Here is a 25,899-nt window from a genome sequence, read left to right as displayed (position 1 = left end):
ACCGTTCCGCGCGCTCGTTCGAGCCGAGTCCGTGGTCGCGGGCGACACGCGGTCGTCTCACCCCCGCCGACGTGCGGCGACGTTCTCTTCGGCGGTCTCCTCCGTGACGACCTCGTACAGCAGGGCCCGTCTCCCGTCGGCCTTCGGCCGGAGGATGCGACCCAGCCGCTGGGTGAACTCGCGTTCCGACCCGGAGCCCGAGAGGACGACCGCCACGTTCGCGTCGGGCACGTCGACGCCCTCGTCGAGGACGTTCGCCGTCACCACCCGCGAGTACGTCCCCGTCCGGAAGCGGTCGAGGAGCTCGCGGCGCTCGGCCGCGCCGGTCTCGTTCGTGATCGCCGGGAGGAGAAAGCGTTCGGAGAGCCGGTAGACGAGGTCGGTGTGGGCGGTGAAGACGATGACGCGGTCGTCGCGGTGGCGGTCGAGGATCTCCGCCAGCCGGTCGACCTTCGCGTCCGCGTTCATCATCACCCGCCGGGCGCGCTGCTTCGCCAGCAACGCCTCTCTGGCGCGTGGGTCGTTCCCCGACCGCATCACGAGTTTCTGGTAGTCCGCGCCGGAGCGCATGTCGAGGTTCGAGGTGCGGAGGTAGTCGACGAACGTCTCCTGGGCCTCGTCGTACGCCTCGCGCTCCGCCGCGGAGAGGCCGACCTCGATCCGCTTGATGTCGTAGTCGGCGAGGTGATCACCCGAGAGGTCGTCGACGTCGAGCGCGAAGACGCGCGGACCGACGAGCTCCGCGACGACCTCGTGGGCACCGTCGGGTCGCTCGAACGTGGCCGTCAGGCCCATCCGGGCGGGCGCTGCCAGCAACCGTGCGATGTCGCGGTAGCCCTCGCCGCCGAGGTGGTGGACCTCGTCGAAGACGACGAAGCCGAAGTCGCCGCCCACGTCGTCGGCGCGGAGGTACGCCGAGTCGTACGTCGACACCGTGATGGGTCCCTGTTCCTGCACCCCGCCACCGAACTGACCGATCTCGACGTCGAACTCCGCGGCGAGTTCACGTCGCCACTGGGTCAGGAGGTCGACCGTCGGGACGACGACGAGCGTCGGGACGCCTCGCGCGACCATCGCACCGATGGCGACCACCGTCTTGCCCGCACCGGTCGGCAGTTCGATCACGCCCCGGTGGTGGTTCGCCTGCCACGCCTCCAGCGCCTCGCGCTGGTAGTCGCGGAGTTCGTACGCCGTCGAGAGCGACAGGGACCCCCACGTCCCGACGCGGTCGTCGTACGCGTCGTCGCGGCCGTCGAGCACGTCCGTCAGCGCCGCGTAGCGGAAGGCGGGCGCGCGGGTGGTCCCCGAGCGTGGGTCGGACTCGAGAAACGGCAGCGACAGGCCGTCCGGGGGATCGTCGACCCGGATGGTGCCGTCCTCGAACGAGAGCGTGGTCACGGTACGGTCGTAGCCGGCCGACGGTAAAAGCGTCGTCGCCGTTGACCCGATCTCCGGACCGACCCGAGGGGAAACGACCAACACGACGGCCCGCGACGGGGCAGGTATGACCGACTCGACCGCTCCAGAGGAGACCCCAGAACCGGTCGCGGAGTTCATCGACGCCGCCGAGAAGATCTACCACGAGTACAACGAGGGGTACATCGATCCCGACGCCGCCCTCTCGCGGCTCGGCGACCACGTCGCCGAACTCCGGGACACGTACGAGGGCGAAGCGTAGCCGCCGCACCCTCTCCCTCGTCGGGCGGCGCTATCCTTCGGCGTCGTCGGTCGTGCCCGGAAGCGGTTCGACCCGGAAGACGTACCCCGAGTAGGCGTCGTCGAGCCGCGTCGGGCTCTCCTCTTCGGTGTGTTCACGGCAGAGTTCGGCCGTCGCCTCCACCGCGCCGTGTCCGGTGTCCTCGAGGTAGCGTTCGAGGACGAGGAACGCCGCCGGGCGGTCACAGCCGCGTCGGTGACACGTGGGTGCACCGTCTCGGTCGTCTGCGGTGGTCTCGGTCGTCTCCGTCGACTCCTCGTCCTGCGGTCTCGGTTCGTCCGCCCGCTCCTGTGCCTCCTCGATCTCGCGTTCGCGCTGACGGCGCTCCTCGTGGCGGGCCTGTTCCTCTCGGCCGCGTTTGGTGTCCGGCATACGAACAGCAACAACACCTGTCAAATAGATAAGGCTGTGGACGGAAGCGAACCCTCGGCGTCCGCTCTCGAACACTGACGACCGTAGTCACCGGTCCGAGGCTCAGCCGCCCTTGCCCTCGACGATCCCCTTCAGATCCGAGATCTTGAGCCGAACGAGGGTCAGATTGAGATTTTCGACCGGGCGATCGTGGACGTAGAAGTACGGGATGTCGAGACCACGAACCACTTCGGCGATGATCGCATCGAGGCTCCGCGCGGAAATCTCCTCGAGTCGACCGCGGGCGATCACGCTCTTCCACCCGTCTTCAGTCTCGTCGCAGACGATGAACGAGACGTAGTTGCTGGCGTCGATGTACCGGCGTTTCATGCTCCCGGGCGCGTATCCGAGTCGGAAGTACACGAACGGACCGCCCTCGTCGTCGTCCGTGTACACGAACGAGACGGGGATCCCGTAGCCGTCGTCGTCTTTCGCCAGCGAGAGCACACCCGTGTGTTGGGTCTCCAAGAACTCGGCGATCTCGATCGCGTCCATGTCCGTCGCAGTGTTGCTCATATTGACACCTTGTCAGGAAGCTACTTGTATCGTACCGGTTAGTTCCATTCGACGGGAGTCGGCGACTACGACCCGTCGAGGACGGTCAGCTCCGGGAGCTGTTCGATACGGAAGACGTAGTTGTCGTAGACGCCCTCGAGATGCATGGGGCGCTCTTCGGCAGCGTGCCCCCGGCAGAGGTTCGCCGTCTCCTTGACGACGCTGTCCCCCGCTTCCTCCTCGTACCGTTCGAGGAGGTAGAACATCGCGGTTCGATCACAGTCGGACCGGTGGCAGGGCCGAAACGAACCGACGTCGTCGTCGAGCGTGGGTTCGGCCTCGTCGCTTCGACTCCGGGCCTCCTCGATCTCCCGCACCCACTGGCGGCGCTCGGCGTTGTGTGCCTTGGCGACCCGGCCTCGCTTGTCGTCTGCCATCCGTAGATTAACACCGTTCAGCGGTATAAACGTGCACGCGGAGTACAGTGTGTTTCGAGTGGCGTCGGGAGGTTCCGTCCCGGCGTACCGAGCCGGTTCGAGGCGGCCGGTCAGCCGCCGATGAGGTCTCGAATCCGCTCGACGTCCTCGGCGAACGCGGGCGTGGTCCGGGTTCTGGGCCGGTCGAGGTCGATCGGGACGACCTCGCGGACGCGGCCCGGATCCGCGGCCATCACGACGACGCGGTCGGCGAGCGTCACCGCCTCCTCGACGTTGTGAGTGACGAACAGCACCGTCTTCTCCGTCTCGGCCCACACGTCGAGCAGTTCCGCGTGGAGCATGTCGCGCGTCTGCGCGTCGACGCTCCCGAACGGCTCATCCATCAGGAGGAGTTCCGGGTCGACCGCCAGGGCACGGGCGATGCCGACGCGCTGTTTCATCCCACCGGAGAGCTCCTTCGGGTAGGCGTCGGCGAAGCCCGCGAGTCCCACGAGTTCGATCATCTCGTCGACGCGTGCCTCGCGTGTGGCACCGTCGACGCCCTGCTCTTCGAGCCCGAAGGCGACGTTCTCCTCGACGGTTCGCCACGGGAACAGCCCGTACTCCTGGAACACCATCCCCCGATCGGTGCCGGGGCCGGTGACGGGGTCGCTGTCGAGGCGGACCTCGCCGGTCGTCGGGGTCTCCAGTCCGGCGATGAGCCGGAAGAGCGTGGTCTTCCCACAGCCGGAGGGGCCGACGAGACAGACGAACTCGCCGCTCCCGACCGCGAAGTTCACGTCGGCGAGTGCCTGGACGGTCTGGCGGTCGGATTCGTACCGCATTCCCAGCCCGTCGACGACTACCTTCTCGCGTGGCCGGCTGACCGCCGCTGCATCCGCGTCCGTGACGATGTCCGTGTCCGCGTCCGTGTCCGTGCCGGTGTCGGCCATCGACGTCCGGTTCAGGCGCGCCACTCGAGAACCCTCTGTTCGACTCTGCGGAAGAGCCCGTCGCTGGCCAGGAAGACCACACTGATGACGAGCATGTATGCCACAGAAACGTCCATCTGGAGGTTCTGTGCGGCGTTGATGATCTGGAACCCCACCCCGGGAGCCCCGAACAGCTCCGCGGCGACGACGATCATCCAGCACTGGCCGATGCTGGTCCGGATCCCCGTCATGATCGAGGGCGACGCCGCCGGGACGATCACCTTCCGGATCATCCGCAGGTCAGAGTCGACGCCGAGCGAGCCGGCGACCTCCTTCAGGTGGCGAGGGACGCCCTCGACACCCGAGTAGGCGTTGTAGAAGTTGATCCAGAACGCGCCGATGCCGACGATGAACGCCGCGCCGTTGTGGTTGATCCCGATCCAGACGATGGCGAACGCGATCCACGCCAGCGGCGGGATCGGTCGCAGGACCCTGGTGACCGGGGTCAACGCATCGTCGAGCGTCTCGTTCCACCCCATCGCGACGCCGAGCGAGATGCCGAGCGTCGAGCCGATCACGAGACCGGGGATGTAGTGAAAGAGGCTCTGGACGAGTTTCGCGACCATCCGGGTCGCGGGGAGTTCGACGCCGAACCCCACCGAGAGGGTCTCCGCCGCCGTGAGCTCCGTCACGAACGCCCCGACGACCGCCAGCGGCGTCGGCAGGAGGTACGATTTCCCGATGGCGAGCGCCGCCGCCTGCCACGCGAGCAGGAACCCGAACGTCCCGACGCCGCCCAGGACGAGCCGGCGCGCGTCGAGGTCGGCCAGGACGGGGGCTGACTCGCTCTCGATCGGTGTCTCGACGGCCATCTTACAGGCTGTCGTAGACGCCGTAGTCGAACATGCTGTCGACGCTCAGCTCCGACCCAGTCTTGCCGAGGCGAGCGGCGTAGCGCGAGAAGATGCTCGCGCCGTTCTCGATCTCGTGCGGGTTCGTGATGAACGCCGACGCTCGCGACCGCATCGCCCGCTTCGCCGTCTCGACCGGGAGCGCCTCCTCCCCGATGACCGTCGAGGCGTGTTCGGCCGCACGGTCGGGGTTCGACAGCGCGAAGTCGGTCGCACGCTGGTGCTGGCGGACGAATTCGGTGGCGATTTCTCGATTGTCCTCGCGGAGCCGGTCGTGCATCAGCGTCACCGCCGCGGGCTGGCCGGGCATGAAGTCTCCCGCCCACGCGATGGGCGAGAAGGGCGCGTCGTTCGCCTCGACGACGGTGGGCACGGGCTCCATGATGCTCGTGCCGTCGATCTTCTCCGAGAGGAGCGCCTGCCGCACCGGCCCTGCCCCGCCGAGCGCCGTGATCTCGACGTCCTCCTCCGGGTCGAGGCCGAGCTCCTCCTCGATCCAGAAGCGCAGGAGGATGTCCGGCACCGACCCTGGTGGGAAGGTGCCGAACTTGAACCTGCGTCCCTTCTCCTCCTCGAAGACGGCGAACGCGTCGGTGCCGTGTTCGTCCCACATCCCGGCGAACTCGTCGGTGGCGAGGATCTGCATCGCGTCCTCGATGTTCGCCGCGGTGATCTTCGAGGGGATCCCCTTGTCCATGACGATCATCGCCGGAACGATACCGAACATCATCACGTCGAAGTCGCCCTTCGCCGACGCCTGGACGATCGAAGGGCCGTCCGAGAACAGTTTGCCCGAGACGTCGACGGGGAGCTCGTCGAAGTACCCCTCCTCTCGCATCACGAAGTACTGCATGTCCGGGTAGATGGGCATGTACGCGACCTGGATCTCAGAGAGGCCGCCGCCCCCGCCGCTGGTGACGGTCCCCGTGCAGCCGGCGAGTGCTGCCGCGCCCGTCGCCCCCGCTGCACCGAGGAACCGCCGTCGGGAAACCACAGGAGCGTTACTGCGCGTGTGTTCTGACATTACGTACGCTACGTGCCGACCATTTATTCCCCACTCGCAGGCGGTAAGAGTCGTGTAGAGCCGTTTCGAAAGCAACCACCCCTCGACGGGGTGGATTCAGGGTTCGGGTGGCTCACTGGCGCGTTCGACAGGGATTAGCGTGACATCGACTCGTCGGAGAAGAGGGCAAATGTCTCCTAGACTCGTCCCCTGTGATATCTCTTTCTCGACAGTTCCTGGGATCACGACTACCGGTGTCGGGCACGGGCGACGCACAGCCCTCTCACGGACGGTCGTGATCGGGACCGTTCGCAAAGAACTATTCCACTCGCCTGCACGGATGGAAGTATGACTCACTTCTCGGACCGAGTCGAGCGCATCTCCATCAGCGGCATCCGCGAGGTGTTCGAGGCGGCAGGCGAGGACGCGATCAACCTCGGTCTGGGCCAGCCCGACTTCGCGGCCCCCGAACACGCACGACAGGCAGCGGCCGACGCCATCATGGCCGGCGAGGCCGACGCGTACACCGAGAACAAGGGGATGCGCTCGCTGCGGGAGGCGATCGCGGCCAAGCACGAGCGCGACCAGGGGATCGACCTCTCGCCCGACGACGTCGTCGCCACCGCCGGGGGGAGCGAGGCGCTCCACATCGCGCTGGAGGCACACGTCGACCCCGGCGACGAGGTGGTTATCCCGGATCCGGGCTTCGTCTCGTACGACGCCCTGACGAAACTCGCCGGCGGCGAACCCGCGCCCGTCCCCCTCCGCGACGACCTCACGATCGACCCCGCCGCCGTCGAGGACGCCATCACGGACGACACTGCCGCGTTCGTCGTCAACTCGCCCGGCAACCCCACGGGAGCGGTCTCCTCCGAGGAGGACGTCCGCGAGTTCGCCCGCATCGCCGACGAACACGACGTGCTTTGCATCTCCGACGAGGTGTACGAGTACACCGTCTTCGAGGGCGACCACCACTCGCCCGTCGAGTACGCCGAAACCGACAACGTCGTCGTCGTCAACTCCGCGTCCAAACTGTTCTCGATGACGGGCTGGCGCCTCGGCTGGGTGTACGGCTCCTCGCGCAGAGTCGAGCGGATGGTTCGCGTCCACCAGTACGCCCAGGCGTGTGCGTCGGCCCCCGCACAGTTCGCCACGGAGGCGGCGCTGACCGGGTCGGAGACGGCGGCGCTCGTCGAGGAGATGACGCAGTCGTTCCGCGAACGCCGCGACCTCCTCCTCGACGGCTTCGCGGAGATCGGCATCGAGTGCCCCACGCCCAAGGGGGCGTTCTACGCGATGCCGAAGGTTCCCGAGGGGTTCGTCGACGCCTGCATCGAACGCGACGTCATCGTCGTCCCGGGCGAGGCCTTCGGCTCCCACGGGAGGGGGTACGCCCGACTCTCCTACGCGACCGGGGTCGAGGAACTGAAAGAGGCGCTCGCCCGGATGGGCGAGGCGTACGACGCGGTGCAGTGACGACTCGGGCCCTTCAGCTGTCGGGTGCGTCCGGCCCGTAGAGCGCGACCGCCGGCCACCGTTTCACTTCGCCGTGCTGACAACCTTGATCACGTCGCCTTCTTCCAGCTCGTACGACTCGCTGATCCGCCGGTTCGACCGGGCGTCCACGGCGTGGAGATAGCCGTCGCCGATGTCCGAGTGGACCGCGTAGGCGAGGTCCTTCGGCGTCGATCCCCGCGGGAGCAAGAAGGCGTCGGGGAGGGTCTCGCCCTGCCCGTCGGTCCACTTGGACTCGTTCTGGACGGGGTAGACGGTGACGTGGTCGAGTAGGTCGTAGACGGCGGTGTTTATCGACTGCTGGACGCCCGTCCCCCCGTGCGCCTCGACGACCGCGCGGATCTGCTCGAGCCCCTTCCGCTGGCCGCCGGTGACGTCGCCGACGATCTCGAAGTCGTCGTCGCCGGGGTCGTACGCGACGACGCCCGCCTCGGCCCCGCGCCTGAGAGCGAGTTCGCCGTCGGCGGTCGCCGGAACGACGAACTCGCCGGTGTCGCGCATCCGGTCGAGGTTTTCGGGAGGTGCGACGTCGGCCTTGTTCGCCACGAGCACGATCGGCTTCGTCCGCTCTCGGATCTCGCGGGCGAGCGCCTCCTTCTCCGTCGCGGTCCACTGGATCGGATCGGCCGGGTAGTCCAGTTCGCGCAGGGCGGCGGCGACCTCGTACTCCGACGCGCCGAACCCAGTGAGGAGGTCGGCGAGCGCCTCGTCGATCTCGAAGTCGGGCGACCGCGACTTCCGCTCGATCGACTCCCAGTTGCGATCGACGATCCCCGCGAGCCACAGGTCCATCTCCCGCTCGATGAAGTCGACCTCGTCGAGGGGATCGTACGTCCCGATCTCGACCGGTTCGCCCTCCTCGTCGGTGCCGCCGGAGGCGTCGACCACGTTGAGGATGGCGTCGGCGTTCGTGAGTTCGTCGAGGAACTGGTTGCCGAGCCCGCGTCCCTCGTGCGCGCCGGGGACGAGTCCAGCGACGTCGACGAGTTCCACGGCCACGTACCGCTTGCCGTCGCTGCAGTTGCCGCAGCGTTCGTCGCGGTCGAGACAGGGGCAGCGCGCCCGCGCGTACGTCACGCCGCGGTTGGCATCGATCGTCGTGAAGGGGTAGTTGGCGACGTCGACGTCGGCCATCGTGGCCGCCTTGTAGAACGTGGACTTGCCCGCGTTGGGCTTGCCCGCGAGCGCGAGAGAGAGCATACCCTCTCCGTCGGGCGTGGCCGAAAACTGCCTTTCGGTCGAGGTGGATCGGAGAGCCGTGGTGGGTCGGATGGCCGACGTGGGTCGAGTGGTCGACGCCGCTACTGCTGGTCGTCGCGGTCGTCGCGGTCGTCCGCCGGTTCCGAGTCGCCCTCGGCGTCGGCGTCCGTGGTCGTGTCTGCAACGGTGTCGTCCGCGACGTCGTCCACACCATCGGCGTCGTCCGCATCCCCGACGTCGTCTGCCTCCCCGACGTCGGTCACGCCGTCGCGTCCGTCATCAGCGTCGTCCGGTTCACCCGTCGATGGCGGATCCTCGACGACCTCGCTTCCCCCGCCCAGGGGCCGCCAGCCGCGTCGCCACGCGAGCACGCCGCCGAGGAGCCCGACGGGAACCCCGAGGACGAGCAGGTACGGCAGAACGTAGCCGGCGACGACGACGGCGATGCGGGCGGCGACGACGACCCCGTTCACCGACTCGAGGAACGCGCCGACGAAGCCGATGTCGTACCACCTCTCGTCGACACCGAGACGGTCGGGTCGTTCCTCTCTGATCTCGACGGTGATGGTGGAGAAGGCGACCCGGCGTTCGAGCGCCTGCTTCCGCGCCTCCAGTCGTTCGATCTCGGTCTGGACCTCCGAGAGCCGGCGCTCGACCTGAAGCACGTCCTCGGTGTCGCTCGCCTGGTCGTACAGCGTGCGGAGCCGGTCGCGCTGGGCGCGGAGGTTGCTCAGCCGCGCCTCGATGTCGACCAGCTGCTCGGTCACGTCCTCGGTCGAGGTGGACGACTCGAGCACCTCGCCCTCCGCCTGGATGTCCGCGAACGTCTCGGCGAACCGCTCGTTGGGCACCCGGAGGACGACCGTTCCCGTCAGATACGTCCGGTCACCCACGCGGTGCTGTCGCTGCTGGGTGTCGGAGACGAACCCGTCGCGCGACTCGACGAGGCGTGTGAGGTTCCGCTCGGTGCGTTCGTAGTCCGTCACCTCGAGTTCTACCCGTCCGGTGCGGACGAGCGCGCGCGAATCGATCGACTGCACCGACGAGGCGTCGCCGGAGGAGCCGTCTCCCTCCGCGGCGAGCTCCGTCGATGCGTCGGCTCGTTCTGCCTCCGGCTCGGCGGCACCGCCGTCACCGCCGCCGCCGCTGGCGACGCCGCCGGCGTCCTGGGACCCCGCGCTACAGCCCGCGAGGACCGCCATGAGCACGACGAGAACGGTCGCGATCGTCCGTGTTCGACTCCGATTCATGTTCGGGGGAACGACAGGCAGTCAAAAAACCCTTGGCTATGGACAAAGCCGCCCTTCACTTACGGACACGGCACAGCGGTTCACGTGCCGGCATCTCCGTGGCGTTCACGCCGGACGCCGTGGGGTGGCGTTTCTCCTCGTGATCGCACCGTTCCAGGACTGATCGCCGACAGTTCGGGCCGAACGCGGTCCCGGTGGGCCGACGGTGCGAGCCCGGACAGTGACCAGCGTGGTGGGGTCGGTGGCGGACGCTCGTCCGACGTCACTCCGCATCGCGGGACGCGTCGGTACGACTGATGCGCATCTCGCCGCGCGCGCGGACGGTCCCGTCGACCGTCGCACCCTCGTGGAGTTCGAGGTCACCACAGGAGACGTCGCCGAGGATCCGTGCGTCCTCTTCGACCGTGACGTGGCCACCCCGGGTAGTGACGTCGCCGTGGATGCGAGTCTCGGACCCGATGGTGACGTCACCCTTCGCGCGGAGGCTCCCGAAGACGTTGTTCCGCTCGCCCATCTCGATCCGGGCAGCGCGGATGTTCCCGTGGAGGCGACAGTCCGAACCGACGTGTGCCGGCGTGGAGACGCGCCAGGCGTCGTCGGAGACGTCCGCCCCGCGGGGCACGACCAGTGGGGTCTGCCCGCCGTCCGACGACAGCGCCTGCGCCATCTCGTCGGCGGCGTCGTCCTCGCCCAGCCGAAGCAGCTGCGAGAGCACGATGAAGTAGAACACGAGGGTCGGCATCGGGTTGCGGATGACGATCCAGCCGCTCGCCTCGAACCCCTCGTCGATGTCGACGTCGTCGCCGATGTCGAGGTCGCCGGAGACCATCAGGCGTCCCTCGATGTGGACGCGCTCGCCGAGGTAGGCGTCCTTGCCGACGAGCACGTTCCCGGCGACCCGGCACCAGACGTCGAGCCGACAGTCGCCCTCGGCCTCGATGTCGCCGCCGAACCGGACGCGCTCGCCCGCCATCACGTTCCGCCCGCGCACCCCGAACTCGACGGAGCTCTGGCCGCCGACGATCACGTCCCGGTCGGTGACGAGGTCGTGTTCCTCGACGGTGGTCCCGTCAGGAATCTCCAGTGCGTCCAGCGGGTCCGTTCCGAGTGACACATCGAATCATGGCACGTCGGGGATAATATACTCTCGTGCGACGCGCGTCAGACGAATCGGCTGTCTCGCCTCTCGTCCCGGGCTGTCGCGGGGGGTTCGTCGACGGCAGTGGCGGTGGACCGGGGGCGGATCGGCGGTGAGTGGGTCGGGAGTGGGCGGACCGAGGGTGGGCGGACCGAGGCGCGTGGACGGACGACATTCAGACTCCGGAGCTACGTGTGGGGGACGGCTCGCGTCGCTCGCCGTCGGCGTTCGGGACGACGAGGCCGTCGACACCGTCGGATCGACCGTCCACCTGGTCCCGTTCTCTCCCGGGCTCGTTCTCTCCTGGCCTCGTTCTCTCCCGGGTTCGGCGTCGGCGTCCGTCGTTCACTCGACCGGAGTCACGCGCAGGACCGCGGTGTCGCGCGGGACGACGCTCGCGGCCAGTTCGCCCGTCGTCTCCCACTCCTCGCCGGTCCAGCAGTCCACCACCCGGTAGCGGTCGGCGACCGTCGGCACCGCGACGTCCGCCACGCGCGTCTGGATCTCTGTCACGTCGTGGCCGCGGTTGAGCAGGGCGACAGCACCCCCGCCGTCGGCGAGCCGTTTGCTCCAGATCTCTTCGGTGGCGTCGCGGCGGTCCGGCGTTCCCTGGAACCCGAGGGGATCCTGATCGATCCGGATCAGTCGTTCGTTGGCCAGGATCTCGCGGTCGACGGCGTCGAGCGCCGTGAGGTCGGTCCCGATCACCAGCGGAGCTGCCAAGAGACACCAGAACGCGAAGTGGGTGCGGGTCTCCGCGCGGGTGAGCGGTCGGTCGACGACCACGGCTTCGTGTCGCGACTGGCCCGAGTCGGGACCGTTGCCGACCTGCAGCATGTCCGGATCGTTCCAGCCGTACGGTCCGTGGAACGACGCGATGTCGAGGGCGGCCGTACGGTCGAGGATGTCGGCGATCCCGAGGCCGAACTCGTCCGCGCCCGTGCGCCACTTGGCGACGCTGTCGTCGGTCGTCCGCCACAGGTGCCCGCCCACGTTCCGTCCCCACGACCAGGGATCGTTCGTCCCCCAGTCGCAGACGCTGTAGACGATCTCTCGGTCCGTCTCCCGGAGGGCCGCACCCATCGCGGCGTACCGCTCGACGGCGTCTCTCCCCCGGTGGTCGCCGCAGTTGTCGTACTTGAGGTAGTCGACGCCCCACTCGGCGAACTGTTCGGCGTGCAGACGCTCGCGGCCGAGGCTCGCGGGGTACCCCTGACAGGTCTCCGTCCCGGCGGACGAGTAGAGCCCGAACCGCAACCCGGCCGCGTGGACGTCCGCGGCGAGCGCCGCCATGCCGCCCGGGAACGCTTCGGGGTCGGGCACGAGCCGTCCGTCGTCGTCCGTCTCCGGGGCCATCCAGCAGTCGTCGACGACGAGGTACTCGTAGCCCACGTCGCGGAGCCCGGTGTCGACCAGCGCCGCCGCCGCGTCGCGGACGTCGGATTCGGTGACGGTGCAACTGTGGGCGTTCCAGGAGTTCCAGCCCATCGGCGGCGTCCGCGTGGTCGACGGTGGCATGTCCGTGGTGTGGGCGGATCGCGGAGTTAACGGTTCGTGTCCCCGGTCGACGAATTCCGGACGACACGGGACGCGGACCGACGCTCGGGACGGGGCGACGACGGGGGGCGGAGCGGACGTGTTCCACCGCACCCGTTGCCGTGCGTTTATATCCTCCCGAGCGGTACGACCCTCCATGACCGCCCTGTCGTTCGACGAGCACGGTGTCGACGTCGTCTACCAGGGAACCGATTTCCGGCTCGAACGGGACCTCATCGAGGAGGCGATCGGCAAATCCTACCCGAACGTGACCGACCACGAGGTGATGAAGATCGTCGAGAAGAACCCTGCCCTCTCTGGCGAACCGCGCCGGATCCAGGACATCCTCCGGCGGTAGTCGCGACCGAGTCATCGGGTCCGGCGTCGCCAGCGTCCAGTCCCGAGAGACGACCGCCACGGCGAGCGGAACTGGCGCTGTCGACTGGTGGCTACGTCGACCGAGTGATCGCGCGACTGTCGTCGGCCGTGAGCCGCCGCATCCACTCCTCACCCGCGACGCGGACGATCGAGCCGGCGATCTCGAGCCCGCCGGAGAGCGGATCGAGCGTGGTCTCCCCTCGTCGTTCGTCGTAGTCGATCTCGACTTCCCGGACGCGGTAGCCGCGCATCACCGGTCGCAGGAGCAGTTCCGCCGACAGGCCCGTGTTCTCCGTCCACGTCACGTCCTCGATCACGTCGCGTCGGTACGCGCGCATCCCCGTCGTCGTGTCGTGGAGGCGGCGGCCCACGAGCGCCGACGCACAGAGCGCGAACGCCTGATTCCCCAGCCGGTTGACCCGCGGCATCGTCTCCGCACCGCGGGAGAGTCGGTCGCCGGAGACGACGTCGTACCCCTCGTTGATCGCGTCGAGGAAGTCCGGGAGTCGCTCCATCGGATACGTGTCGTCGCAGTCGGTGGTGACGACGACGGGCCGATCGGGTGCGAGCACGGCTTCGCGGACGGCGACGCCGTACCCCTGCGGCTCCTGTTCGATGACGCGCGCGCCGTGGTCGCGGGCGACTTCGGGCGTCCGGTCGGAGGAGCCGTCGACGCAGACCACCTCGGCCCGACCGTCGGTCACCCGGTCGATGTCGGTGAGGACGTGCTCGATGGCGGCCTCTTCGTTGTACGTGCCCATCACGACGGCGACGTCGTCGAACGTGTACGTGGTCATCGACTTGGGGTTACGAGTCGAGTGATTTGAAGGTTTAGGTTCGCCAAAAACGGGGAGGAACCGTCGCGGGTCGTGCTCCCGGTGCTGCTCACCCCGCTCGGACCGAGAAACTCTCGGTGGAGAGATGTACTGAGAAGACACGAGTAAGTCGAGATGGAACGGTCTTACGAGAGTCAATATCGATATGGGCAAATTAGAGCCGTTTAGCTGCCCTCTCGTGCACGAGTAATCAGATGTCCAATATGGACTGTATTGTAAACGAGTGATTTACTGCACCACGTGTCGTCCGTCCGAGACGAGTGAGTCGTGCGGTTCGTTCACTTCCGTCGGGGACCGACGACGGACCAGTGGCGCTGACCGTCCCTGAGAGAGCCGGCAGGAGGCGGTCGAGCGGACCGCGACCGCGACGACGCCCTTCAGCTCAGCCCGCGGTCGTCGGGCCGGTCTTCGAGCGTCCGCGCCCGGTCGACGAGGAAGTCCATGAGCTCCCGGGCGGCCCCCTCGACCGCGTCGAGGTCGTCGGTCGACTGGCCGCTCACCCGGACCGAGAGGTCGTAGAGGTCCAGTTCGACCGCCGGAACCGTCTCGTCGCCGTCGTGGTCGTCGCCGTCCGACTCGCGCGGCGGTGGGTTCGTGTTCTCCAGACTGCCGGGTCGGTTCGCCTCGTCGTCCTCGTCCACGTCGACCGACGCCTCCGACTCGGTCGTCGAGTCCGGGTCGTCGGGCGTGCGCGTGGGGTCACGAGTCATACCGGCATCCACCGACGGACGCATCAAAAATCACCCGGCACTGGACCGACAGCTGCTCGCCGGGCGGTCACTCCGTGGACGGTCCCTCGTGCGCTCCGAACGTCCGCTCGTCGAGCCGCGCCGTGACGTGGTCGGCGAGCGTCGCGAGGTTCACCGTGTCCTCACGGTTGTACGACACGAGCGTGTCGAGCGCCGCGTCGTCCCCGCGTTCGTACTGTCGCCAGAGTCTGACGGCGTCGCGTCCCGAGAGGTCCGGTCGGTCGCGGTCGATCCCGACCTCCCGCTCGACGGTTTTGAGCCCGCCCGTGAGCCCCACGGATCGACAGGCGTACATGAGGTCCAGATGCGGGTAGTCGAGGTCGATCCCGAACGAGGTCTCGAGGAAGGGGACGTCGAACCGTGCGCCGTTGAACGTCACGAGCAGGCCGGCATCGTCGAATGCCGACGCGAGCGCGTCGGCCGTCAGGTCGTCGCCACGGACGAGCGTGGTGGTGTCGCCGTCGCGGTAGAGGGAGACGGTCGTCACCGCGTCGCGACGGTGGTCGAGGCCGGTCGTCTCGATGTCGAAGAAGCAGGCGTCGTCCCGAAAGGTCTCGTACAGCCGCCACTGTTCGCTGTCGGGGAAGGTCCGGGCGAAGTACGCCGAGTCCCGGTCGTGGAGGCGCGGGCGGGCCTCCTCGATGAACGACTCGATGCGCTCGGCGGTGGTCGGTCCCACCCCGTCGACCGCCCGGTGGAAGTCGTCCCACTCCACGACGCCCTGCCGCCACAGACGCCGTTCGGTCTTCTCGCCCACGCCGCGCACCGGGATGAAGGAGTTCTCCACGCGCATGCACGATCAGAGGTCGGCCGGGAGTGGTAAACCCCTCGCTCGCGGGACACGGGGCGGGACGCAACGCCAGGCCAGACGGTCCGTATCGCGAGTGACGGTACATCACTCCTCGTCCGGTGGGTCGTCTCCTCTCCGTCACCGGTGCCGGCCCGTCGGCTGAACCCCGAGGGTTATGTCCCGCCGACACCTCTCTCGACTCATGTGCGGCCGATACTCCCTCTTCACTCCCCAGGAGCGACTCGAAGAACGGTTCGACGCCTCCTTCCCCCGACCCGTGGAGCGACGGTACAACTGCGCCCCCGGCCAGCAGCTCCCCGTGGTGACGGCCGACACCCCCGACCAGTTCGCGTTCAAGACGTGGGGGCTCGTCCCCCGATGGGCGGACGACGACTCGACGACGTTCATCAACGCCCGCGCCGAGACCGTCCGGGAGAAACGGAGCTTCGCCGAACCGTTCGAGTCCCGCCGCTGTCTGGTGCCGGCGGACGGGTTCTACGAGTGGGCCGAGCGCGATGGGGGGAAACAGCCCTACCGCGTCGCCTACGAGGACGACAGGCCGTTCGCGATGGCGGGGCTGTGGGAGCGCTGGACGCCGCCGACGCGACAGACGGGCCTCGGCGAGTTCGGTGGCGGGGCGACGGGCGACCCCGATCCGGTCGAGACGTTCACCGTGATCACGACCGAGCCGAACGCGGTCGTCTCGGAACTGCACCACCGGATGGCGGTGGTGCTCGCCCCCGACGAGGAGGATCAGTGGCTCCACGGCACGCCCGAGGAGGCGTTCGACCTGCTCGATCCCGCCCCCGCCGACGAGTGGACCGCCTACCCCGTCTCGACGCGGGTGAACAGCCCCGCGAACGACGGTCCGGAACTCGTCGAAGCGGTCGAGTGAGCGGCAGAGCGGCGTGGAATCGATACGGTAGACGCGGTGATCTCACGGGAGAACTCGCCGGACGGCAACGCGCAGGCTCCCCCCGGAACCGATGGGGTGACCGTCTCGTGTATGGTCCGTTAGCAGACTGCCAGGGAATCGCAGTCGGGACAGCGTTCGATGTCCTCGCTTCGACTCGCGAGGTCGTCCCGGCCACAGTCGAGGCAGATCTGTACGGTCGTGGGTGCGACCATCGTTTCGTCGTACGTGCGTCTGACGCAAATACGTTCCGGCGAACTGACCGAATCCGGGTGAAACACCGGAGGTAACGGCCCACTCCGGAGCGTTCCCGAGTGATGCGTACCGTTCACGAGGGCCAGTATCCGTACTCGCGTCCGAGGACCGGTGTCCCCACGTGTGTCGGACTCTCCTCCGGTCGAAGACTTCGGCTTCCTCGCGGTGTGGTTCCACGGGAACGGCTCGGGCTCCGGACGGAGCCCCCGAGAGTGCCGAGAGACGACTCGTTTTTGTACGCGCGGAGGGACAGTGAGGTAGCCCATGAGTCGTCCTGACACACCCTGTGAGGTAACGCACGAGTCGTCGACACCACTCGCTGGCACGCTCCACGGTCCGGGCAGGGCGTGACTAGATGCCGTTCGAGACCATCGCGGGCGGCGACGCCACGCCGAGCGACCTGATCGGGTCGGCGATCCAGCGTCGCGAGGACCCTCACCTCATCACTGGCGACGCCGAGTACACCGACGACATCTCGTACGCGGGCGAGGTCCACCTCGCACTGCTCGGGAGTCGGTACGGCCACGCACGGATCGAGTCGATCGACGTGAGCGACGCGGCGGCGATGGACGGCGTGGTCGCCACCGTCACCTGGGACGACGTCGCGGCGTCGGACGCACCTGGCTACATCCGGGTGGACGATCCGGCGGGTGGGTCGGCCGAGTCCGACACCGAGACCGACGGCGTCGCGCCCGACCATCCGATGCTGGCCGACGACCTCGTCACGTACCAGGGCCAGCCCGTCGCGGCCGTGGTCGCCGAGGACCGCTACACGGCTCGCGACGCGCTCGACGCCATCGACGTCGACTACGACCCCCGAGAGGCCGTGGTCGATCCGACGGCGGCGCTGGCCGACGGGGCACCCACGATCCACGACGACGCGCCGGGGAACGTCGCGTTCACCTGGGACACCGGAGACGAGGATGCGGCCGCGGCGGCGCTCGACGCGGCGGACACCGTCGTCGAGTTCGACCTGGAGATCAACAGAGTGAGTCCGACGGCGATGGAGCCGCGCGCCGCGGTCGCGCAGTACCGTCCGTCGGACGGCGAACTGTTCGTCGAGATGTCCACGCAGAACCCCCACCAGGTCCAGGCCGATCTGTCGGAGACGCTCGGGCTGCCCGATCACCGGATCCGGGTTCGACCCCCGGACGTCGGTGGTGGGTTCGGGGCCAAGCTCTTCCCGTATACGGGCCACCTGCTGGCGGGCTGGTGTGCGATGCAACTCGGGCGGCCCGTGAAGTGGGTCGCGCCGCGGACCGAGGACTTCCTGTCGATGATCCACGCGCGACACCACCTCGTGCACGCGACCGTGGGCGTCGACGACGACGGCATCCTCCGGGGGTTCCGCGCCGACACCACGGTCCCGGTCGGCGGCTTGCTCGTCCCCGGCGGGTCGGGCGTGCCGACCAACCTCGGCGTGATGGCCAACGGCCAGTACGAGGTGTCGGATGCGTACGTCCACACGACGGGGGCGTTCACCAACACCGCCCCGCTCTCGGCGTACCGGGGCGCGGGGCGACCGGAGGCGACGTACTTCGTCGAGCGACTGGTGGACGTCGTCGCGCGGGAACTCGACGTGGATCCGGTCGAGCTCCGTCGACGAAACTTCATCTCCCCCGACCAGTTCCCCTTCGAGACCGGACTGGGCCGCACCTACGACTCGGGCGAGTACGAGAAGACGCTCGACCGGGCGCTCGACCTGATCGACTACGAGGCGTTCCGCGAGCGACAGCGGGCCGCCCGCGAGGAGGGTCGTCACCTGGGGATCGGTCTCTCGTGTTACGTGGAGGCCTGCGGTGCCGGGCCCGGGATGTTCGAGAGTGGCGTCGTCCGCGTCAAACCCTCCGGCCGGGTGGTCGTCAAGACCGGCACGGCGGAGATCGGCACCGGCCACCGGACCGGCTACACGCAGATCGTCGCGAACGCGTTGGGCGTCCCGTTCGACGACGTCGAGGTCCGCGAGGGGGACACGGCCGAGGTCGCCGAGGGACACGGGACGGCCGGGAGTCGGGCGATGGCCGTCGGTGGGGGCGCACTCAAGCGGAGCGCGGAGAAGGTGGTCGACAAGGCCCGTGAGATCGCCGCCTACCAGCTCGAAGTCGCCGTGGCAGACCTCGAGTTCGACGAGGGAACGTTCGCCGTCAGGGGTGCCCCGAGCCGGTCGATGACCCTCCAGGAGGTAGCTGCGGTGGCGTACGACGGTGCCGACGCCCTTCCTGAGGGAACCGAACCGGGCCTCGACGCGACCACCTACTTCGACCCGCCAAACTACACGTTCCCGTTCGGGACGCACGTCTGCGTCGTCGAGGTCGACCCCGACTCGGGCGAAGTCGACGTCGAGCGGTACGTCGCCGTCGACGACGTGGGTGTCCAGATCAACCCCTCGATCGTCGAGGGCCAGATCCACGGCGGCGTCGCACAGGGGATCGGGCAGGCCCTCCAGGAGGAGGCCGTCTACGACGACAACGGCAACCTCCTGACGGGGTCGCTTCAGGACTACGCGATGCCCAAGGCCGGCCACGTCCCGGAGATCGAGTGGGAGTCGACGGTCACCCCGTGTCCACACAACCCCCTCGGCGTGAAGGGCGTCGGCGAAGCGGGCGCGATCGCCGCCCCGCCCGCGGTGGTGAACGCTGTCGTCGACGCGCTGGCACCGTTCGGCGTCGAGACGCTCGACATGCCGCTGACGCCCGAACGCGTGTGGCGGGCGATCGACGCGGCGGACTGACAACTGTGGCGACGACCGTCTCCTCCGCCGCTGCCGCGTGTTTTCGTCGCATTCGTAATCCGTGACTCACGAAGCCGCGTCGACCACGTCCTCGTGCGTGCCGAACCCGTGCCCGACGGCGACGATCGATGCCCCGGTGACGACCGTCCAACCGAACCGCTGGCTCGGGATCTCGCCGACACTGACTCCCGACGGTCCAGGCGGTGAGCACGTCCGGTCGCTCCGGCGGTGGGGTCGGCCGCTCTTCACGGCCGTTCCTGCTCCAGCAACCCGACGTGCGGGGTGACGTGTGTCACGGTGGGACTTGGAGGGTGAACGCTATCGCTCCGAGCGCGTTCGATACACGATAATGATTGCGACGCTCTCATCTTCGGGCTTCGAACGCACTTGAGACCCCAACGCTTGCGTGAGGATGTGAGACGTTCTTCTGCAGAACCAATCTGCCCGTACTGTGGAACTAGCGAGACAGAGTATCAAAAATCAGGAGAAGAGATGAACGTTTATTTCTGCACACGATGTTCTGCGGCGTCACGAGGGGCAGAAAACCCGAACCGGAGTTGAAACAACACGACCACGATGGAGACGCGAAACTATTCGAGCGTCACAAGGTCCAGAAAACGCCAACTAACCGACCGACGGTGGCCGACACTGATACGCCTCGAGGACGCACCACCGCGCATGCAGTACGAGGGTCCGGAGTGGCACTTCCACGCCCGCGTGGGTCTGGACACGTTCGAGGGGACCCGGCTCCCACCTGGCTGGGTGGGATGAAATTCACCTCGGATACCACACGTCACAATCTATTCGAGTCAGTACGTCGTCTTCGGGAGCAAGCACCTGCACTGCCCCGGTGACCGTGAATACCCCCTCTCGAAGGATCGATTGTGCCTCAACCTGTTCCCGGCTTCGGCCCGCCGCTTCGCCCGAACTCGCGGACAGTGCTCGCGGTCTTCGCGCTCGTGGACCTCTCGGAGGAGCTCCTGCTCCCTCTCGTTTCGCTGGTCGCCGGAACCGTCGCTAGCACCTTCTTCGGGACGTTCGTCGGCTGGGGAGTGTTCGTAATCGCGTTCTACATAGTCGCCGACCGCATCTACCGGGGGATTGTCCCGGACGACGTGCGTGGACGGGGGCTCGCGATCCTGTTTGCAAGCTGTGCCCTCGCGTTCGGACTCGCACTCGAGGCGGAAACCCCGAACGCGTTACTCACCCGTGTAGGCATCACCACCTGTCTGTCGATCGTCGCCCTCACCGGCTACGCACACCTCGTCTCCAGTCAGAGCCTGTTCGACCCAGAAAACGTCCTGATCGAACCGCTCGCGTTCGTCTCCCGATCCGATGACGACATCGCTGAAGAGATCAAAACGGACCTCAGCCGCACGGGAGCACTCCGAGTCGTCGGTGTGATCTTGTTCGTGGCGGCCACTGGAATCGTGCTCGTCTTTCCGGCCTTCCTGACAGGCCTGACCGCACGATTCCTGATGCGTGCGTACCCCCTTCCGGACCTGCTCGCGATCCTGTGGGTCGGCGGGACCGCGGTCTCGCGTCGGACACCGGCCCACGTCAGGCGTCGATTCCCCGCAGTTGACACGCGTGTCGACCTCGAAGAACGACTGCTCGGAGCAAGCCGAAACGCCACTCGAAGTCTGATGGGACTGTTCGCGACCGTCTTTATCGCCCTTGGTGCACTCGGGGCGGCGGGGATCTTCTGGGTCGGGTTCCAGCTGCTCGCCTCGTCCGGCATCGCCGACCTCGTGACAGCGACTCTGGTGCTCTCCCCGTTTCTCTGGGGAGTGATCGGGAGCGTAACGAGTCTGCTCCTCGCCGGCGTGTCGAGTTTCTGGGCGTGGGTTCGTCAGTACCGACGGCTCCCCGCCTTCTTGGATGAGTGGGAAGGAGTTCACGATCCAGCGAAACCCCCGGTCGATCGGATGATCGGTGCCGTGGCCGTCGCTTCGGTACAGATGCCGCTCGTTGCCGGGTTCCTAACCGCGAGGAACGTCCTGTGGGTTCGGATCGGCTTCGCGATCGCTTGGCCGCTCTTGATCACGGCCCTCTGTCTGTCGGTCTTCGTTTCACTCCGTGGTCACCCCCGTCCGGTCGGGCGTGAACGACTCGTCATCGTCGGTGGGGTTCTCTCGCAACTCCTGTCGCTTTTGACTGCCTCACACGTCATCACTCACGGACGCTCCGTTCTCGAGAACCCACTCGGTATCGTCTTTCGTCCACTTTCGGTCATGGCCGTCGCTCTCGTGGTGTCGGTGTCGATAATTCCCGATATCGACCGATTCGAGAACGAGGCCGGGCTGAACTGGGTGTTCCCGACCTACCTACTCGGGATGGGTGTATTGATTGCAAGCAGTGCTGTTGTCTGGCCCAGCCTCGGGTCGTATCGTATATTCCTCTGGGTACTGACGGTGGTGTGCATACTCGGTGGCGGCGCCCTCTGGATAGTCCGCTATTTCGACCTCTGACTCAGAGCAATGTACGTAGTACAAGCCTGTGATGCAGCACGACCAGTTAAACTTCACAGCTCACTAGCATGAGAACAGTTCTGCGCGTCCTGTCACAGCAACCCCGCGGCAGAGTGGGCGGAACAACACCGAAGAACTACTCGTCCGACACAGCCGCGAGGACGTCCGCACCGACCGGGCCAGTACACAACTGATCCGGAATGCTCCCACTCTCGTCGAACCGATTCGAACCCCAGCCAACCAACGAGGTTGTGGCAGCGCGCGCAGCTTCCTTCGAAGCGAGCACGGAGCGGCGGATGAGAAGGTGGGGCCTGGGCTGCTCCGGCACGTCACAAAAAGAGCTGCGACGATCCCCTCCGTCCACCGCCGCCCAGGGGCGGGGAACTGCACGATCGTCCAGTCGGTCAGCGCGCCCCTAGAGCCCACATGGACGAGGTCCTCGCTTGGATCTCTATCAGGCATCAGTTCACCTGCTCCCGTTGTGTGATCCTCGCAGTGTCGTCGTCAGATGCCACAACAGTCACAATCGTAATCCAGCCGTCGTTGTTCCGCGTCGAATTGGGGGGGGTTGTGACGTCAACCACAGACGAGTGGTTTCAACTGATGCGGTAGCGTGGAGTCCCTTCCCTCACCCCCGAGCACAGCGAGCGTCAATGTGGGGTCGTTAGCCAGTCACCTGATTGATCATTAGAGAGCAGTCTTTCAGCAGAATTGTTGACGGGCAGAAACGATGGCATCGAATTTTTCACACGAGTCGTTCTACTCGCTCCCCGGTCCCGTCCCCAGTCTGGGCGGGTCGCCCGGACCATCTCGTAATAGCCGGTATCGAACATCGTTGGTGCCCGCGCCCGTTGCGGTAGCGGGACGGCACGACTGAAGTTTCCCCGGCCGCATGACGCGAACGAGTATGTCTGATCCTGAGGAGGTCGGGAACGGTGAGCGAGACCTGGTAGAACGACTCGCGGAACTTCCGACCATGGCGCATCCGACAGTGTCGCCGGATAGAAGCGAGGTCGCACTGTATTACGATGTCACCGAACGGAACGAACTGCACGTCTTGAACTCGAAGACAAGAGAACTTCACCAGTGGAGCGATGGCGAAGTACCCCGGGACGCCCGTTGGTTTGTCGACTGGGCAGCCGACGGCGACCGAGTATTCTTTCATCTCGACGAACACGGCGACGAGCAGAACGACCTGTACGCGATCGATCGCGACGGCCGGGTCGAACCGATCGTCGAAATGGACGGCCAGGTGTTCCTCGCCGACGTGGGTGAAAACGGCACTCACCTGCTCGTTGGCTCGAACCGCGACGGCCAGATGAATCTCTTCCGTCACGACCTTGCGTCCGGTGAGACGACGAAGATCACCGACTACGAGCGGGCCGTGTACGTCGGCCACCTCTCGCCCGACGGCGAAAGGGTCGCATACGCAACCAACGAAACCGATGTCTACGAGAACCAAGATGTCTACGTCGCCGGTGTCGATGGATCCGATCCCAGAAATCTCGAGATTGGCGAGACGGGGGCCGAAGCAACGCCCGCCGACTGGCACCCCGACGGTGACGCCCTGCTCGTAGGCGACAATACTGTGAATCTCGGTCGGTGTGGAGTGTACGATCTTGAGACCGACGAGGTGGCCTGGTTCGGTGGTGGTCAGTTCGATGAAACACCGCAGTTCTTCTTATCAGATGGCAATCAGTTCGTCGCCGTCCGCGAGCGTGAGGCCTCGACGGTGCCTGTGGTGTACGACGTCGTCACCGGTGAGTCGGAGGAGTTCGCGCTCCCGGACGGAGTTGTGAATTTCGGCTGGGGTGCCGGCGATTACATACTCGAAGACGGGAGGATCCTCCTGTCGTTTTCGACCCCGACCCGTCGATCTGAGCTGTTAGCCTACGATATCGAGACCCACGACTACGAGACGATAGTTGAGGCCGAGTACGGTGAGCTCTCTCCCGAGGACTTCGCCGACGCGGACTACTTCACCGTCAGATCCGACGGTATCCCTGACACACCGGCTGATGCCGTCGATCACGACCCATACGACGAACTGGAGATCGGGGCGATCCTGTACGACTCCGGTCACCGGCCTTCGCCACTGTTGGTCCACCCTCACGGTGGGCCGCGGGCCCGATCGACCAAACAGTTCGACCTGTACGCCCAGTTCCTCGTCTCACGTGGCTTCTCGGTGCTCCAGGTGAACTACCGAGGGTCCTCCGGTCGGGGGAGGGAGTTCGTCGAGCGCCTGTACGACGACTGGGGTGGAGCCGAACAGGGCGACGTTGCGACCGCCGCAGAGCACGTTATCGACGAGTATCCGATCGACGAGAGTCGAGTCGTCGTGTTCGGGGGTTCGTACGGAGGGTATTCGGCGTACTGGCAGATGGTGCAGTATCCCGACCTATACGACGCGGGTGTCGCGTGGATCGGGATCTCGGATCTCTCCGACATGTACGAGAACACGATGTCGCACTTTCGGACTGAGTTGATGGAGAAGTACCTCGGCACGCCCGAAGACAACCCCGGACTGTACGAGGAGCGCTCGCCGACGACTCACGCGGCGAACCTTTCGGCACCGCTTTTGATCCTGCACGGGGTCAACGACCGTCGTGTGCCTGTCTCACAGGCCCGGCTCTTCCGCGAGGCCCTCGAAGAACACGGCTTCGAGGCCGGTGAGGATGCCGACTTCGAGTATCGTGAACTCGGCGAAGAAGGCCACGCTTCGACGGACATCGATCAGAAAGCCCGCACGTTCCACCTCTTGGATGAGTTCTTCGAGCGACGAATCGGTACCGATGCCAGTGCGGTGGGGGACGCGACCTCCACGAGTGAGGACTGAGATCCGACCAGCCGGTTCGAGCCGTCCGAGTCGAGCGGGAGGCTCGGTCTCGATCAGCAAGGCGATCGAAGTCAGATGAGTTACTGCGCTGTTCCTCACAGTCCAGGGAGGCCGCGCAGTCGAGATCGGATGGGAAGAGTTCGACATCGATGGATGGTCTTCGACCACCCACCTTCACGCGCACCCAGCAGGTCAGAGGCTTTGTCCTCCGTGGAGCGTTCGTTGTCCTCCGGGCCGTCCTGAGGCGTGCCTGGGACCGGTACTTCCCCGGCGGCTACAGCACGGACTCACTGTTCCTCACGTTCCTCGGTGGAATCTTCCTCCTGCCCTCGGTGGGGACCTCCTCTGGGACGTCGCCGGTATCGTCCTCGTACTCGCCGTCACTCTCGGCGGGACCCTCGCCCTCGCCGCGCTCTTCCCAGCACTCACGTCTGTCGGAGCGATCGGCGCTTCCCCCACCCCGACCGTCACGGCGGACGCAGCGACCGGCTTTGCGGTGAACCTGCTGCTCGGGTGGTTCTTCGGGTTCGCCATCGCCGCGTTCCAAGAGGAGACGCTGTTCCGTGGGTTCCTTCAGGCCCTCTACCAGGAGCGGTACGGGCGCATCGTCGCGATCGTGGGGCAGGCGGCCGTCTTCTCGCTCGCCCATCTCGGGTACTACCCTGTCTCCGCGTGGCCACTGCTTCTCGTCGTGTTCCTCGTCGGTATCGTCACCGGATGGCTCGTCGACCGGCGCGGGACGCTCCTCGCTGCCGGCATCGCTCACGGGTTCGTCGGATGAGCGGCCGTTGGACTGTCTTTTTACTACCGTCCAAACCCGCAGTCGGATCGACGAACCACCGGAAGCGATGCCGTTCCCTCTGTTACGTCTCCCGCCGATTGGAGAGGTTACCTCTCGCGCGTATGTCCACCCAAGCTAGGAAGAAGCTCAGAGTTGACAACAGTAAAAACGTACCCAGCGGAACCAGGTCTATCGAACGATCCGGTTTTATGGCCCAAATACCACCAGCGAGTAGGGAGACGATCCCGATCGCTATCAGCTCAACGTCTCGACCGGTGATCAGATCTGGCGGCATCTTAGACCCCTGTGAGTGGAAGTTGTTTTCCAGACAATATATATCTACACGCCGACTCTCGTCGGATGAGTTCGTTCATGTGGTTCCACGCCCGGCTGCGAAAAGACCCGAAAGAGACCCGATCGAGCTTTCCGCCTCGATTCGATGCCGCCGAATCCGGCTGTGCAGCATCGTTCGCGACGCGGGACGGCCAAGTCGATCTGCTGGTCGAGAAGGGCGTCATCGGCGTGGCTATCAATGTCGCCGTCGTGGCCCACCTCGTCCTCCGGTGAATCTGTCGTGGACGACCACACCTGTCCCCCCTCCTGCAAGTCCTTTCGGAATCCCCTACGCACTGGTC

General features: G+C 66.6%; 23 protein-coding genes. 9 read left to right on the top strand and 14 right to left on the bottom strand.

Translation table 11 applies throughout. The features are described from left to right. Positions 1–57: 57 nt before the first annotated feature. A complete protein-coding gene (locus tag FZP69_RS12530; RefSeq protein ID WP_240137622.1) occupies positions 58–1,398 on the bottom strand; it encodes a DEAD/DEAH box helicase family protein in 1,341 nt (446 codons plus the stop codon). A gap of 106 nt (positions 1,399–1,504) precedes the next feature. Between FZP69_RS12530 and FZP69_RS22585 the strand changes: the two genes are divergently transcribed. Next, complete coding sequence (locus FZP69_RS22585) at positions 1,505–1,678, top strand: hypothetical protein (RefSeq protein WP_192918577.1); 174 nt, start codon at positions 1,505–1,507, stop codon at positions 1,676–1,678. A gap of 30 nt (positions 1,679–1,708) precedes the next feature. Here FZP69_RS22585 and FZP69_RS12525 read toward each other — a convergent pair whose 3' ends face one another. The 6 genes from FZP69_RS12525 to FZP69_RS12500 all read right to left on the bottom strand — a co-directional run bounded on the left by FZP69_RS12525 (position 1,709) and on the right by FZP69_RS12500 (position 5,906). Further along, positions 1,709–2,089 carry a hypothetical protein gene (locus FZP69_RS12525; protein WP_152041751.1) on the bottom strand — a complete coding sequence of 127 codons (381 nt, stop codon included), beginning with the start codon at positions 2,087–2,089 and terminating at the stop codon, positions 1,709–1,711. A gap of 102 nt (positions 2,090–2,191) precedes the next feature. Next, positions 2,192–2,644 carry a pyridoxamine 5'-phosphate oxidase family protein gene (locus tag FZP69_RS12520; protein WP_152041750.1) on the bottom strand — a complete coding sequence of 151 codons (453 nt, stop codon included), beginning with the start codon at positions 2,642–2,644 and terminating at the stop codon, positions 2,192–2,194. Positions 2,645–2,709: 65 nt separating this feature from the next. Further along, positions 2,710–3,060, bottom strand: coding sequence for a hypothetical protein (locus FZP69_RS12515; protein WP_152041749.1), 351 nt, complete (start codon positions 3,058–3,060; stop codon positions 2,710–2,712). A gap of 110 nt (positions 3,061–3,170) precedes the next feature. Continuing rightward, a complete protein-coding gene (locus tag FZP69_RS12510; RefSeq protein WP_152041748.1) occupies positions 3,171–3,992 on the bottom strand; it encodes an ABC transporter ATP-binding protein in 822 nt (273 codons plus the stop codon). 11 nt (positions 3,993–4,003) lie between these two features. Continuing rightward, complete coding sequence (locus FZP69_RS12505; protein ID WP_152041747.1) at positions 4,004–4,843, bottom strand: ABC transporter permease; 840 nt, start codon at positions 4,841–4,843, stop codon at positions 4,004–4,006. 1 nt (position 4,844) lies between these two features. Further along, the gene (locus FZP69_RS12500) at positions 4,845–5,906 is read right to left on the bottom strand and encodes an ABC transporter substrate-binding protein (protein WP_152041746.1); all 1,062 of its coding nucleotides are present in this window, start codon (positions 5,904–5,906) and stop codon (positions 4,845–4,847) included. 327 nt (positions 5,907–6,233) lie between these two features. Here FZP69_RS12500 and FZP69_RS12495 point away from each other — a divergent pair, with 327 nt between their 5' ends. After that, the gene (locus tag FZP69_RS12495; RefSeq protein ID WP_152041745.1) at positions 6,234–7,361 is read left to right on the top strand and encodes a pyridoxal phosphate-dependent aminotransferase; all 1,128 of its coding nucleotides are present in this window, start codon (positions 6,234–6,236) and stop codon (positions 7,359–7,361) included. Between the two features lie 63 nt (positions 7,362–7,424). Here FZP69_RS12495 and FZP69_RS12490 read toward each other — a convergent pair whose 3' ends face one another. The 4 genes from FZP69_RS12490 to FZP69_RS12475 form a co-directional block, all read right to left on the bottom strand. Next, on the bottom strand, positions 7,425–8,600 hold the full coding sequence (locus tag FZP69_RS12490) for a redox-regulated ATPase YchF (RefSeq protein WP_152041744.1): 1,176 nt from the start codon (positions 8,598–8,600) through the stop codon (positions 7,425–7,427). A gap of 101 nt (positions 8,601–8,701) precedes the next feature. Next, the gene (locus FZP69_RS12485) at positions 8,702–9,850 is read right to left on the bottom strand and encodes a DUF4349 domain-containing protein (protein WP_152041743.1); all 1,149 of its coding nucleotides are present in this window, start codon (positions 9,848–9,850) and stop codon (positions 8,702–8,704) included. A gap of 262 nt (positions 9,851–10,112) precedes the next feature. Beyond that, positions 10,113–10,964 carry a polymer-forming cytoskeletal protein gene (locus FZP69_RS12480; RefSeq protein ID WP_152041742.1) on the bottom strand — a complete coding sequence of 284 codons (852 nt, stop codon included), beginning with the start codon at positions 10,962–10,964 and terminating at the stop codon, positions 10,113–10,115. Between the two features lie 369 nt (positions 10,965–11,333). Next, positions 11,334–12,506 carry a glycoside hydrolase family 27 protein gene (locus FZP69_RS12475; RefSeq protein ID WP_192918576.1) on the bottom strand — a complete coding sequence of 391 codons (1,173 nt, stop codon included), beginning with the start codon at positions 12,504–12,506 and terminating at the stop codon, positions 11,334–11,336. Positions 12,507–12,681: 175 nt separating this feature from the next. Between FZP69_RS12475 and FZP69_RS12470 the strand changes: the two genes are divergently transcribed. Beyond that, a complete protein-coding gene (locus FZP69_RS12470; protein WP_152041740.1) occupies positions 12,682–12,882 on the top strand; it encodes a DUF5800 family protein in 201 nt (66 codons plus the stop codon). A gap of 91 nt (positions 12,883–12,973) precedes the next feature. Here FZP69_RS12470 and FZP69_RS12465 read toward each other — a convergent pair whose 3' ends face one another. From FZP69_RS12465 to FZP69_RS12455, 3 genes are all read right to left on the bottom strand, one after another. After that, positions 12,974–13,699 (bottom strand): dolichyl-phosphate hexose transferase, encoded by a 726-nt coding sequence (locus FZP69_RS12465; RefSeq protein ID WP_152041739.1) that lies wholly within the window; start codon positions 13,697–13,699, stop codon positions 12,974–12,976. Positions 13,700–14,115: 416 nt separating this feature from the next. Beyond that, complete coding sequence (locus FZP69_RS12460; protein ID WP_152041738.1) at positions 14,116–14,448, bottom strand: hypothetical protein; 333 nt, start codon at positions 14,446–14,448, stop codon at positions 14,116–14,118. 67 nt (positions 14,449–14,515) lie between these two features. Continuing rightward, a complete protein-coding gene (locus FZP69_RS12455) occupies positions 14,516–15,280 on the bottom strand; it encodes a ribonuclease H-like domain-containing protein (protein ID WP_152041737.1) in 765 nt (254 codons plus the stop codon). A 199-nt stretch (positions 15,281–15,479) separates the two neighbouring features. Between FZP69_RS12455 and FZP69_RS12450 the strand changes: the two genes are divergently transcribed. The 6 genes from FZP69_RS12450 to FZP69_RS12425 all read left to right on the top strand — a co-directional run bounded on the left by FZP69_RS12450 (position 15,480) and on the right by FZP69_RS12425 (position 25,831). Continuing rightward, positions 15,480–16,172, top strand: a complete 693-nt coding sequence (locus FZP69_RS12450) for an SOS response-associated peptidase (protein ID WP_152041736.1) — start codon at positions 15,480–15,482, stop codon at positions 16,170–16,172. Positions 16,173–16,800: 628 nt separating this feature from the next. Then, on the top strand, positions 16,801–19,176 hold the full coding sequence (locus FZP69_RS12445) for a xanthine dehydrogenase family protein molybdopterin-binding subunit (protein WP_152041735.1): 2,376 nt from the start codon (positions 16,801–16,803) through the stop codon (positions 19,174–19,176). An 884-nt stretch (positions 19,177–20,060) separates the two neighbouring features. Continuing rightward, on the top strand, positions 20,061–21,647 hold the full coding sequence (locus FZP69_RS12440; RefSeq protein ID WP_152041734.1) for a hypothetical protein: 1,587 nt from the start codon (positions 20,061–20,063) through the stop codon (positions 21,645–21,647). Between the two features lie 907 nt (positions 21,648–22,554). After that, complete coding sequence (locus FZP69_RS12435; RefSeq protein ID WP_152041733.1) at positions 22,555–24,483, top strand: S9 family peptidase; 1,929 nt, start codon at positions 22,555–22,557, stop codon at positions 24,481–24,483. A 496-nt stretch (positions 24,484–24,979) separates the two neighbouring features. Next, complete coding sequence (locus FZP69_RS22580; RefSeq protein ID WP_192918575.1) at positions 24,980–25,264, top strand: CPBP family intramembrane glutamic endopeptidase; 285 nt, start codon at positions 24,980–24,982, stop codon at positions 25,262–25,264. A 360-nt stretch (positions 25,265–25,624) separates the two neighbouring features. Beyond that, positions 25,625–25,831 (top strand): hypothetical protein, encoded by a 207-nt coding sequence (locus FZP69_RS12425; RefSeq protein ID WP_152041731.1) that lies wholly within the window; start codon positions 25,625–25,627, stop codon positions 25,829–25,831. Positions 25,832–25,899: the final 68 nt, after the last annotated feature.

The sequence above is a fragment of the Salinigranum salinum genome (assembly GCF_009176545.1).
GTDB lineage: Archaea > Halobacteriota > Halobacteria > Halobacteriales > Haloferacaceae > Salinigranum > Salinigranum salinum.
This window is presented reverse-complemented; position numbering and strand designations above follow the sequence as displayed.

Coding starts and splice junctions, on each gene's coding strand:
- FZP69_RS12425 (WP_152041731.1), top strand. CDS start 25,625: ATGAGTTCGTTCATGTGGTTCCACGCCCGGCTGCGAAAAGACCCGAAA.
- FZP69_RS12490 (WP_152041744.1), bottom strand. CDS start 8,600: ATGCTCTCTCTCGCGCTCGCGGGCAAGCCCAACGCGGGCAAGTCCACG.
- FZP69_RS12520 (WP_152041750.1), bottom strand. CDS start 2,644: ATGAGCAACACTGCGACGGACATGGACGCGATCGAGATCGCCGAGTTC.
- FZP69_RS12475 (WP_192918576.1), bottom strand. CDS start 12,506: ATGCCACCGTCGACCACGCGGACGCCGCCGATGGGCTGGAACTCCTGG.
- FZP69_RS12515 (WP_152041749.1), bottom strand. CDS start 3,060: ATGGCAGACGACAAGCGAGGCCGGGTCGCCAAGGCACACAACGCCGAG.
- FZP69_RS12485 (WP_152041743.1), bottom strand. CDS start 9,850: ATGAATCGGAGTCGAACACGGACGATCGCGACCGTTCTCGTCGTGCTC.
- FZP69_RS12495 (WP_152041745.1), top strand. CDS start 6,234: ATGACTCACTTCTCGGACCGAGTCGAGCGCATCTCCATCAGCGGCATC.
- FZP69_RS12435 (WP_152041733.1), top strand. CDS start 22,555: ATGTCTGATCCTGAGGAGGTCGGGAACGGTGAGCGAGACCTGGTAGAA.
- FZP69_RS12525 (WP_152041751.1), bottom strand. CDS start 2,089: ATGCCGGACACCAAACGCGGCCGAGAGGAACAGGCCCGCCACGAGGAG.
- FZP69_RS12500 (WP_152041746.1), bottom strand. CDS start 5,906: ATGTCAGAACACACGCGCAGTAACGCTCCTGTGGTTTCCCGACGGCGG.
- FZP69_RS12455 (WP_152041737.1), bottom strand. CDS start 15,280: ATGCGCGTGGAGAACTCCTTCATCCCGGTGCGCGGCGTGGGCGAGAAG.
- FZP69_RS22585 (WP_192918577.1), top strand. CDS start 1,505: ATGACCGACTCGACCGCTCCAGAGGAGACCCCAGAACCGGTCGCGGAG.
- FZP69_RS12505 (WP_152041747.1), bottom strand. CDS start 4,843: ATGGCCGTCGAGACACCGATCGAGAGCGAGTCAGCCCCCGTCCTGGCC.
- FZP69_RS12465 (WP_152041739.1), bottom strand. CDS start 13,699: ATGACCACGTACACGTTCGACGACGTCGCCGTCGTGATGGGCACGTAC.
- FZP69_RS12460 (WP_152041738.1), bottom strand. CDS start 14,448: ATGACTCGTGACCCCACGCGCACGCCCGACGACCCGGACTCGACGACC.
- FZP69_RS12510 (WP_152041748.1), bottom strand. CDS start 3,992: ATGGCCGACACCGGCACGGACACGGACGCGGACACGGACATCGTCACG.
- FZP69_RS12450 (WP_152041736.1), top strand. CDS start 15,480: ATGTGCGGCCGATACTCCCTCTTCACTCCCCAGGAGCGACTCGAAGAA.
- FZP69_RS12445 (WP_152041735.1), top strand. CDS start 16,801: ATGCCGTTCGAGACCATCGCGGGCGGCGACGCCACGCCGAGCGACCTG.
- FZP69_RS12470 (WP_152041740.1), top strand. CDS start 12,682: ATGACCGCCCTGTCGTTCGACGAGCACGGTGTCGACGTCGTCTACCAG.